Genomic DNA, 10,072 nt, shown 5'->3' on the forward strand with positions numbered 1-10,072 from the left:
CTTGCGGGTCGGACAACCGCATCAGATTAATCCTGGAATGGGTTGTCCGACCTCCCACGAGGGGAGGTCGTAGTAGTGGGGTGGTTGACGCGTTTCCCCCGGTCATTCGGGGGCTTACCCCCTCCGAATCGGGGGCTAGGAACGGTCGAACCTCCTCGTGGGAGGACCTTACTCATAGACACCTAAAAACCATACGGCAAGACGTTTCTAATGCGTAACCCCTGCTAACCATAACCTTTTATTTCCCGATCTCAACTATTTTTATTATCTTTAGACACGAGTTAATCATATTGATTTTATTTCAACGACCTAATTACTATGAGGATAGATAAGATATTACTTAGTTGGATACTTCTCACTTTGGTGGTAGGTACTACTGCTTCAGCACAGGAGAAGGAGATGGTGCGGGCAAGGGTACATTATACGGCTATCTTCCATCAATTTGAGGAGCAAAAGGTAGCTATTAAGGATGAGGCGATCCTGGACATTGGGGATAAGGTATCTCACTTTTATGGTCTGAATAATGTCCAACGGCAATTGATTCAGGATCGGGTTTTGGCACAAGGAGGTACCGTAGGCGATGTGATGAATGCTTGTGAACGAGCCGGCTATCGCAGGTCTCAGCTGATGTATCAACTGTGGAAAAACTATCCCGCTACCAACCAGCTCACCTTTGTGGAGAAGACCTTCAAGCATCTAAGGTACACGGAACCGATGATGCGACCCGAGTGGACCTTGGTGCCAAAGGATAGCATCATAGCAGGCTATCACTGCCAGCAAGCGACCACTGATTATCTGGGCCGTCATTGGAAGGTTTGGTTTACTCCTGAGATTCCCTACAGCGATGGTCCGTGGATGCTCTATGGGCTACCAGGACTTATCTTGCAGGCGGAGAAGAGCGAAGGGCTTTTTTCATTCTCCTGTACTCAGATTGAGCGCATTGAGGGGGAGCCTCTCTTCTTTCCCAATCGAAAATATGTGGAGTGTACGCGACAAGAGTACCGCGACCTGATGAAGTTGTTTTGGAAATCGCCAGATGCACTATTTGAGAAGCTAACTGGATTTAGGAGCCGAGGAAAGGATCAGCTGGGCAATGATATCGTCTACCCTGAAAGGACAGCCCTATTTTTGGATAAGGAATGACGGAAAGTAGCATGCGTTGGATTTCTTTATGCCTAGGGGTATTGCTCTCTCTATTGTCTGCTCAAGCGATAGCTCAAGAGAGCTATTATGGGCGGGTAGTAGATGAGAAGGGAGCCCCTATCCGAGATGTCAATGTATTGCTCTACCGCACGGAGACGTCTCTCGTCGCCTACGGTTTTACTGGGGAGGATGGGAGATTCCAGATAACCACCAAGGAGGGTACTCGCCCAGTGGCGATAGGCTTTATGCTACTCGGCTATGAGACGAAACGAATAAAGATTGAGGAGTACAGAAATGGTAGGGATATTCAGCTACAAAGTACCACTTTCGAGCTAAGGGAGGTGGATATCCGACCCGAGAGGGTTAGGCAAAGTCAAGACACATTGGTTTATACCGTATCCACCTTTAAGCTCAGTCAGGACAGAAGCATCGCCGATGTAATTAAGAAGATGCCTGGGCTATCGGTTCGCACCGATGGTCGCATCACCTTTGAGGGAAAGCCGATCAATAAGTTTTACATAGAGGGGCTCGACCTGCTCGGTTCTAAATATGCCCAGGCGAGTGAAAACCTGAATGCCGACATGATCAAAGAGGTGCAGGTGCTACAAAATCACCAACCAATAAGGAGCTTAAAGGGGGTGCAATTTAGTGAGCAAGCCGCCCTCAATATTATCCTCAAAGATGAGGTGAAGAATACTTGGACCGGCATCCTCAATGCGGGGATAGGCACCACAGCACAAGGGGCGAGTGAACTGCTCTATAGAGGGCGACTGATGGGGATGATCTTTGGACGGCGGATGCAAAACCTTTCGATGTACAAATGCGATAACACTGGGAAGGACATCACTAAGGAGGTGCGTGACCTGGTAACGGAATTGCGGGGCAATCTGGAGGAAACAGGTCTACTAAGGAGGCTAGTAGTGCCGGCTGCTGCCATAGAGAGGGAGCGCTCTACCTTTAATCAATCGCATCTTGTTGCTACAAATCACCTCATTAAGACCAAGAAGGACAATGACCTCCGCTTTCAGCTCTCTTACTTCTGGGACAGAGAGAGAGGGAATAGATCGCAGGTAACGAAGTATCTTGAGCATGAGGGAAAGATTCTAAGTGAGGAGAGTAGTGTTGACTCAAAGGTGAGTACCCTGAAAGGGGAATTGACCTACAATATCAATAAGGATCGGAATTACATCAACAACCGCCTATACGGTAGCTTTACAGTAGATAAAAGTGACGGGCTCTCTCTTTTGCAACAAAAGCAGGTAGAGCAGAGCGTGCAACTAAAGAAAACCTATCTCACGGAGAATTTTGAGATCATTCATCGCCTTGAGAATGGTCATACCCTTGAGGGAGCCTCCTTTAATACCTTTAGTCATCTGCCTGGGCAGCTTCTGACGGTTGAGGGGTTTACTGAGCGGCTGGATCTATCGGCCTTTCAGTCGGATAATCATATCGCTTTTAATCACACTATAAAGGGATTTACCCTAAGCGAACGAATCGGTTACCAACTCAAGTACCAAGAGATGGCTATTAATTATCCCGAGGTGGATAATAAAGAGCGGTACACTCAGCAGAATTGGTATCTATCTACAGGGTTGAACTACCGTAAGGATCCATTGGCACTGAGGGCAACGGTGAAGGGGGATATTGTTCATCGGCAGTATGGAGCGATGAAAAAGATGCGGGCGACTTTGCAACCTAGTTTATGGTTGCAGTATGATTTTAGTGCCATCACTAGTGCGTCCCTCTCCTATAATTACTTTGAATGGCCCGATGCCCTTACTGCACTCTACCGCACTCCAGTGTACACCTCTTACAGAATGGTCACGGCACACAGTGGCAGCTTGGAGCATCGAGGAAACCATGCGGTGGCTCTAAGACTTAAATATCAGCATCCTATTAAGGGGCAATTTGCCACTCTCAACGCTTCGTGGAATAGACGCACCAATGAGGTGCTCTATCAAAGTACCTTGCAATCCTCTATTTACAAGCAAACACCTACCGAAGAGCGGTATAATGCCTCTAGCTATTCTCTGAGTGCCGACTTGGCAAAGTCTTTCTTTAGGTGGCGAACGCTCATCACCCTCAAGGGGCGACAGGTTTGGAGTGATTACTACCTTTTGATAAAGAACCAGCAAGAGCCATGGCAGTTGCAGGATAGCGAACTGAGCCTAGCCCTTTCAATGCAACCGTCGAAGGTGATTTCCTATGAGCTGAGTAGCAAAATGAAGAGCTACAAGCAGATAAATAGGAGAGACCCCTCTATCTCTAATCCTCGGATTACCACCATCACGCACGCGCTGGAGCTATTTATCTTCCCGATAAATAAGGTGGAGATTGGGTGCAAGAGTGAGTTCTATCATTATACAGATAAAAAGCTACAGAGCCATCTATTTACCGATGCTCATATCGCCTATAAGATGGATCGGTACGACTTCCGGCTCTCCTGTAGGAATATCTTTGGCAACAATGAGTATCAGAGGCGGTGGCAGACCTCTACCACCGATGTTTACTCTCTTTACTACCTCCGTCCGAGAGAGATCTTTTTCGGCTTCACCATTACCCTTTAAGCCCCCGCCCTTTTGGGCAGGGGTGACGCACTAGAAAATTAGTCAACAGGTATTAGATTGAACATATCGTCTATAGGGGTATGAAAGCACCCGATAGGGTGCCATTCAGATAGCCCCCGGTCGAGGCTCATAGAGCCGAAGACCGGCGGGTAGCGAGTTGTCCCAAATCCTTCGACCCTTGTGGTCGCACCTACCTCTCTAAGTGCGACCACAAGGGTCGATTACATATACTGCATCCTTTTTCCCGCCGGTCGATCGGGGCATTTGCCCCTCCGACGCGGGGGCTATCTGAGTGGCACCCTTGCGGGTGCTTTTTTAAGGACCTCGGGCGAGGCTTTCTCCACAATGATACTCCAATGAATGCCACACATACATTTACAATGCGTAACCCCTCCCCTTTTGGTTGAATCTCTGTTTATGTCGCCATTTTTATCTACCTTTGAGTGGTAATAAGGTAGACTTAATAATTAATGATGACTTTTAGATATAAATTGATGGATAAATGGGGGCTCACTCTACTCTCTATGCTGGTAGGGCTAGGGCTTCTTTACTTCGTAAGCGGTGACGTGATTCCCTCGGCCTCTGCTCAAAGTGGGCAGGAGGAAGCGGGGGTGGTGGAGATCAACCAAGCACAGTTTGCGGAGCTGGTTTATGACTATACTCAGGAGGGAGAATGGCAGTTTAAGGGAGATAAGCCTGTGATAGTCGACTTTTATGCCGTTTGGTGCGGTCCCTGCAAAAGGCTTCGCCCACGGTTGGAGCAATTAGCACGCGAGCAGAAGGGCGAGGTGATTATCTACTCTATTGATGCGGAGAAGGCAGTGGAGCTCTCACGGCGGATCGGCATCCGAGCTTTCCCTACCCTACTATTCATCCCGGTAGAGGGGACGCCTACGCTATCGGAGGGGCTGCTCTCACTGAAGGATCTCCGGCAACAGGCAGATAAGATCAAGGGGGTCGCTAGCAGATGAACGAACGGATCTATCTACTCCAAGAGGCCGACCCTCAGGTATTTTTCGGGGTCAACAACCGCAACCTCTTGCTCCTGAAGGAGACCCACCCGAAGCTACGGATTATGGCTCGTGGCAATATCATCAAGGTGATTGGGGAGCCTGGAGAGCTGAAGGCGTTTCTAAGACTACTCAACCAGATGGAGGAGCACGCCACAAAGTTTAATTCGCTTACCGAGAGTAGCATCGAGGCGATGATCGCTGGCGAGGCGAGCCGTGATGAGGCTTCGTCGGAAGGGGTGATCATCTATGGAGCGGGGGGCAAACCGATCACTGCCCGCACGCCTAACCAATCGAAGCTGATTGAGCTGATTGAGTCGCACGACTTGGTCTTTGCCACTGGGCCGGCTGGCTCGGGTAAGACTTTTCTCGCCATAGTGATGGCGGTGAAGCTACTCAAGATGAAGGAGGTGCGGAGGATTATCCTCAGCCGTCCAGCAGTGGAGGCGGGGGAGAAACTCGGTTTTCTCCCTGGAGAGATGAAGGATAAGCTGGACCCTTACCTCCAACCGCTGTATGATGCGCTACAGGAGTTGATCCCTGGCATTCGGCTAAAGGAGTACATGGAGAGTGGCGTGATACAGATTGCTCCGCTCGCCTATATGCGTGGTAGGACGCTAAATGATGCGGTGATTATCCTAGATGAGGCACAGAATACCACGCCACATCAGATGAAGATGTTCCTCACCCGACTGGGGCAGAGTGCCAAGATGATCATCACGGGGGATATGACACAGGTAGACCTCCCTAGGGGCGTCCCCTCGGGTCTAAGAGAAGCCCAACGCATACTCAAGCAAGTAGATGGCATCGGGTGGCTCACTTTTGAGAAGAAGGATATTATGCGTCACGGTCTGGTTCAAGCGATCGTGGAGGCATACGACCGAAATGAAGGGGCAGGAGTGGAAACAACGGAAGAATAAAATACAACACACTTAATCAAACATATATTATGGCTAAAGCATTGACCAACACTGATCTTCAGTTGCCAGGGATCAAAAATCTATATCATGGCAAGGTAAGAGACGTCTACACCTTGGAGGGGGACCTCCTAGCAATGGTGGTGACCGATAGGATTTCGGCATTTGATGTGATTCTGCCTGAGGGAATCCCTTATAAAGGGGAGATCCTCAATAGGATAGCAGCCAAAAACCTCGACGCTACAGCCGACATTGTCCAGAACTGGAAGATAGACACTCCCGACCCTATGGTGACCATCGGGCACAAGTGCACCCCCTTTAAGGTGGAGATGGTGATTCGTGGTTATATCACTGGTAGTGCATGGCGTACCTACAGCTCGGGTCAGCACACCATCTGTGGCATCACCCTTCCTGAAGGACTGAAGGAAAATCAAAAGTTCGACCGCCCAATTATCACTCCTACCACCAAGGCGGATGAGGGGCATGACGAGGATATCTCTCGTGAGGAGATCATCGCCTCGGGATTGGTCTCTAAGGAGGATTATGAGGAGCTAGAGCGTATCACCTATGCCCTCTTTGAGAGAGGCACGGAACTGGCTGAGAAGCACGGTCTGATCCTAGTGGATACGAAGTACGAATTTGGAAAGAAGGATGGTAAGATCTATCTGATTGATGAGATCCATACCCCCGACTCCTCTCGCTACTTCTACAAGGACTCTTATCAAGAGCTCTTTGAGAAGGAGGAACCACAGCGCCAACTCTCCAAGGAGTTTGTGAGGAAGTGGCTGATTGAGCACGGCTTCCAAGGCAAGGAGGGGCAACAAATCCCTGAGATGACTCCGGAGTACTGCGACAGCGTTACGGATAGATACATAGAGCTGTATGAGCACTTGACGGGGGAGTCCTTTGAGAAGCACCCCACTGAGGATATTCACTCTAGAATCGAAAAGAACCTAACTCAATGGCTAAAGGCGAGGAAGTAAGGGAAGATACATTTGCAGGTCGGATAAGGGCTATGTTTGACGACATAGCCCCTACCTACGACCTCCTCAATCGGGTGAATAGCCTCGGGCTGGACCAACTTTGGCGTAAAGACCTGGTGGAGCACGTGGCGGTGGAGCGGCCAGAGCTGATTCTGGACTTGGCCGCAGGGACTGGCGACCTCACCCTTCTCCTCGCGGAGCAATGCAAGGGGGCAACGGTGGTGGCGAGTGACCTCTCTATCAACATGCTGGAGATAGGGGTTCAGAAAGCACTCCGGAAGGGGCTGAGCCAAGTAAAGGTCTCGGTGGAGGATGCGATGGATCTCTCTTTTGAGGAGGAGCACTTCGATGTGGTCACTTGTGCCTTTGGGGTACGCAACTTTGAGTCGATCGCTCGTGGTTATCAGGAGATGTACCGTGTACTTCGGCCAGGCGGTATGGTGGCTGTCCTTGAGCTTTGTGTGCCAACCAATCCAATCACCAAGACGGGGTATAACCTGCACGTGGATCAAGTGATTCCTTTCATCGGTCAGCTACTGGGGAGGAATAAAGCGGCTTATCAATATCTAGGCGAGAGCATTCGCAAGGTGCCCCAACGACGTCAGATGGAGGGACTGATGCGAATGGCGGGCTTTATCAACACCTATTACAAAGTCTATCTCCCTGGAGTGGCTGCTTTGTATGTGGGATATAAGCCTAAGAGCGATGCCTTTGCTGGCATTTATAGTGAGCTCTCAAAGATCAAAAGTGCCGAAAGGGTACGATGAATAGGTACGCTTTGCTCGGCAAGGGGATTGGGTACAGTAGGTCTCCTGAGATCTGGGACGCCATTTGGGCTAAGGAAGGGGTGACGGATGGCACCTTTGAACTGGTGGATTGCGATGACCCCGACCGCTTTTTGCAAGAGCTCCAAGAGAAGGGCTCGTGGAAGGGCGTTATGGTAACTACTCCATACAAAGAGTGGATGTACGAGCGGGTGGACATTGCTTCGGATATCGCTAAAAGCGTGGGAGCGGTTAATGCGGTGAAGCGGGTTGGGCAACAATTATTCGGGTACAATACCGATGTAGTAGGCTTTGCCAAGTCGCTTCAGCACTTAGACTTAAATACCACCCGAAAGGCACTGATACTGGGAAGTGGTGGAGCTAGCAAAGCGGTGGCTTTTGCACTTAAAGGCTTGGGCATCGACCCGATCATGGTATCTCGTCACCCGGCAGAGGGGGGTGGAATGATAGCGTATGAGAGCCTCACTCCTAATTATATTAAGGAGGAGGTGCAACTCATCGTCAATGCGACGCCACTAGGAGGACCTAAGATGCCACATGAGGTACCACCCATACCTTATCACGCTGTGGGGAAAGGGCATATACTCTACGACCTTTCGTACGATAGTCACTTTGCTGGTTTCCTCAATGCAGCCCCCGAGGGGTGTATTAAAATGAATGGTGAGCGTATGCTCTACCTTCAGGCCGAGGCAGCGTGGCACATTTTTAGAGAATAGAAATAGGGAGATAGTGATTAAATTGGTATCTTTGCCAGAAGTATTAAAAGTATGATGGCTCACTTATATGAAGCAAATATCTAGATTTTCACTCATTGGTTCACTCATTGGACTACTCTTCGTGCTCCTACTCTCCTCGTGTAACGAGCTGACGAAGGTGCAGAAAAGCACCGACCTGTACGAGAAGTACTCCTATGCCAAGAAGTTTTATAATACTGGAAAGTACGAATGGGCCGCTCAAACGCTTGAGGAGATACTCCCCTATTTCCGCGGTAGTAGCGAGATGGAGCAAGCACTCTACCTCAAGGCACAAGCCTACTACAAGGCAAAGGATTATGTGCAGGCACAGACGGCTTTTAGCCAATACTATACGGAGTTTCCAAATGGTGAATACACTGAATTGGCACGCTTCTATTCGGGCTATGGCTTAGCTCAGGATATCCCCGACCCTCGTCTGGATCAGGCAAAAACCATTGCAGCAATGCAAGAACTACAGCTATTCCTAGACTATTATCCACAGAGCGAAAAAGCGGAGGAGGCGAAGCAACTACTCTTTAGCCTTCAGGAGAATCTAGCGGAGAAGGAGGTGCTCAATGCCAAGCTATACTACAACCTCGGCAATTATATTTTCAATAACTACGAGAGTTGCATCATCACCGCTCGCAATGCAATGAAGAGCTACCCCTACTCTATCCACAAGGAGGAGATGCACTACTATGTGGTGGCATCGCTCTATCAGATAGCCAAGAATAGTGTGGTGGAGAAGCAGCAGCAGCGACTGAGAGACCTCCGTGATGAGTACTACAACTTCATCAACGAGTTCCCCGAGGGAAAGTATCGCAAGACGGTGGATAAGTACTTTGAGTATGCCGAAAAGAACATTGACCCCAATGCGGACTGGCAATAAATATAGGATGACAAAGACGAAGCAAATAGATAAGATAGATAGATGATGAAAAAGAAGACAAATACCCCATCAACAACTGTGACACGCGACTTGGAAAAGTTTAGCGAGCCTACAGGCAACCTATACGAGTCGGTAGTGATTATGAGTAAAAGAGCCAATCAGATATCGGCAGATATGAAGAGTGCTCTGGAGCAAAAGCTACAGGAGTTTTCGACCTACACCGACACTTTGGAGGAGTACACTGAAAACCAAGAGCAGATAGAGATCTCCAAGTACTACGAGCGTCTTCCTAAGCCCTCTCTCGTGGCAGCAAAGGAGTTTGAAGAGGGGGAAGTCTACTTCCGTAATCCACTGGAGCAAGTTGAGGAGGAAGAGGATCAAGATCTCTAAATCACCTAATAAGTATAAGCAGTGGATAGATTGTCGCCACACCATACGAGGTTGTGAGGACTGCTATTCACTGTTTTTTTTATTCAGATAAATAGATAACTCAATATGATACAGAGAAAACAAACCCTCTACCTCCTAGCATCAGGACTACTGATGCTAGCGATGCTATTCCTCACCTTTGCAAAGGTCACCACACAGGATATGGTCTACGCGTTCAAAGCGACTGGGCTTGAGGACCTTTCGGGAGAAATCGTACAGCCCTCCTGGGTGCTTTTCAGTCTTACCGCGGCGATTACTCTGATTAGTTTCATCTCCATTTTCCTCTACCGTAAGAGGGTCCTTCAGATGCGACTCACCATATTCAACCTGCTTATTAAAGTAGGCTTCTACCTCTTGGTCTTTTTAGTCTATCGTCCTAGCTTCATTGAGGCCATAGTAAATACTACTACCCAAGATTGGTGGTCTATGAGCATCACCCCTTGGCTGGCATTTCCTATCGTGGCAATGATATTTGATTATCTTGCTTACCGAGGCATTGCGGTCGATGAAAAGACCATCAGATTTATGGATCGCCTACGCTAAGGGGTGCAGGGGTTACGCATTAGAGAAGAGATTTACCTTGAATGACCTCCCCTCGTGGGAGGTCAGACGGAT

At 49.0% G+C, this 10,072-nt stretch carries 10 protein-coding genes; all 10 read left to right on the plus strand.

What is annotated here, in order from left to right:
- The first annotated feature begins 318 nt into the window (after nucleotides 1–318).
- Nucleotides 319–1,143: a GLPGLI family protein gene (locus HMPREF3027_RS05500; protein ID WP_070707548.1), complete on the plus strand. Its 825-nt coding sequence runs from the start codon at nucleotides 319–321 to the stop codon at nucleotides 1,141–1,143.
- The gene (locus tag HMPREF3027_RS05505) at nucleotides 1,140–3,710 is read left to right on the plus strand and encodes a TonB-dependent receptor (protein ID WP_070707549.1); all 2,571 of its coding nucleotides are present in this window, start codon (nucleotides 1,140–1,142) and stop codon (nucleotides 3,708–3,710) included. Before HMPREF3027_RS05500 ends, HMPREF3027_RS05505 begins: the two co-directional genes overlap by 4 nt.
- 470 nt (nucleotides 3,711–4,180) lie before the next feature.
- The gene (locus HMPREF3027_RS05510) at nucleotides 4,181–4,681 is read left to right on the plus strand and encodes a thioredoxin family protein (protein WP_070707550.1); all 501 of its coding nucleotides are present in this window, start codon (nucleotides 4,181–4,183) and stop codon (nucleotides 4,679–4,681) included.
- Nucleotides 4,678–5,640 (plus strand): PhoH family protein, encoded by a 963-nt coding sequence (locus HMPREF3027_RS05515; protein ID WP_070707551.1) that lies wholly within the window; start codon nucleotides 4,678–4,680, stop codon nucleotides 5,638–5,640. The genes HMPREF3027_RS05510 and HMPREF3027_RS05515 overlap by 4 nt, the downstream gene beginning before the upstream one ends.
- 29 nt (nucleotides 5,641–5,669) lie before the next feature.
- On the plus strand, nucleotides 5,670–6,620 hold the full coding sequence (locus HMPREF3027_RS05520; protein ID WP_070707552.1) for a phosphoribosylaminoimidazolesuccinocarboxamide synthase: 951 nt from the start codon (nucleotides 5,670–5,672) through the stop codon (nucleotides 6,618–6,620).
- A complete protein-coding gene (gene ubiE, locus HMPREF3027_RS05525; protein ID WP_246830539.1) occupies nucleotides 6,599–7,387 on the plus strand; it encodes a bifunctional demethylmenaquinone methyltransferase/2-methoxy-6-polyprenyl-1,4-benzoquinol methylase UbiE in 789 nt (262 codons plus the stop codon). The genes HMPREF3027_RS05520 and ubiE overlap by 22 nt, the downstream gene beginning before the upstream one ends.
- Complete coding sequence (locus HMPREF3027_RS05530) at nucleotides 7,384–8,121, plus strand: shikimate dehydrogenase family protein (RefSeq protein ID WP_070707554.1); 738 nt, start codon at nucleotides 7,384–7,386, stop codon at nucleotides 8,119–8,121. Before ubiE ends, HMPREF3027_RS05530 begins: the two co-directional genes overlap by 4 nt.
- Nucleotides 8,122–8,188: 67 nt before the next feature.
- Complete coding sequence (locus tag HMPREF3027_RS05535; RefSeq protein WP_018028300.1) at nucleotides 8,189–9,028, plus strand: outer membrane protein assembly factor BamD; 840 nt, start codon at nucleotides 8,189–8,191, stop codon at nucleotides 9,026–9,028.
- Between the two features lie 42 nt (nucleotides 9,029–9,070).
- Nucleotides 9,071–9,418 (plus strand): DNA-directed RNA polymerase subunit omega, encoded by a 348-nt coding sequence (locus tag HMPREF3027_RS05540; RefSeq protein ID WP_070707555.1) that lies wholly within the window; start codon nucleotides 9,071–9,073, stop codon nucleotides 9,416–9,418.
- Between the two features lie 105 nt (nucleotides 9,419–9,523).
- Nucleotides 9,524–10,000, plus strand: coding sequence for a DUF4293 domain-containing protein (locus HMPREF3027_RS05545; protein WP_070707556.1), 477 nt, complete (start codon nucleotides 9,524–9,526; stop codon nucleotides 9,998–10,000).
- Nucleotides 10,001–10,072 lie beyond the last annotated feature (72 nt).

It is taken from the genome of Porphyromonas sp. HMSC077F02 (assembly GCF_001815465.1).
Taxonomy (GTDB): Bacteria; Bacteroidota; Bacteroidia; order Bacteroidales; family Porphyromonadaceae; genus Porphyromonas_A; species Porphyromonas_A somerae.

Coding starts and splice junctions, on each gene's coding strand:
- HMPREF3027_RS05500 (WP_070707548.1), top strand. CDS start 319: ATGAGGATAGATAAGATATTACTTAGTTGGATACTTCTCACTTTGGTG.
- HMPREF3027_RS05505 (WP_070707549.1), top strand. CDS start 1,140: ATGACGGAAAGTAGCATGCGTTGGATTTCTTTATGCCTAGGGGTATTG.
- HMPREF3027_RS05510 (WP_070707550.1), top strand. CDS start 4,181: ATGATGACTTTTAGATATAAATTGATGGATAAATGGGGGCTCACTCTA.
- HMPREF3027_RS05515 (WP_070707551.1), top strand. CDS start 4,678: ATGAACGAACGGATCTATCTACTCCAAGAGGCCGACCCTCAGGTATTT.
- HMPREF3027_RS05520 (WP_070707552.1), top strand. CDS start 5,670: ATGGCTAAAGCATTGACCAACACTGATCTTCAGTTGCCAGGGATCAAA.
- ubiE (WP_246830539.1), top strand. CDS start 6,599: ATGGCTAAAGGCGAGGAAGTAAGGGAAGATACATTTGCAGGTCGGATA.
- HMPREF3027_RS05530 (WP_070707554.1), top strand. CDS start 7,384: ATGAATAGGTACGCTTTGCTCGGCAAGGGGATTGGGTACAGTAGGTCT.
- HMPREF3027_RS05535 (WP_018028300.1), top strand. CDS start 8,189: ATGAAGCAAATATCTAGATTTTCACTCATTGGTTCACTCATTGGACTA.
- HMPREF3027_RS05540 (WP_070707555.1), top strand. CDS start 9,071: ATGATGAAAAAGAAGACAAATACCCCATCAACAACTGTGACACGCGAC.
- HMPREF3027_RS05545 (WP_070707556.1), top strand. CDS start 9,524: ATGATACAGAGAAAACAAACCCTCTACCTCCTAGCATCAGGACTACTG.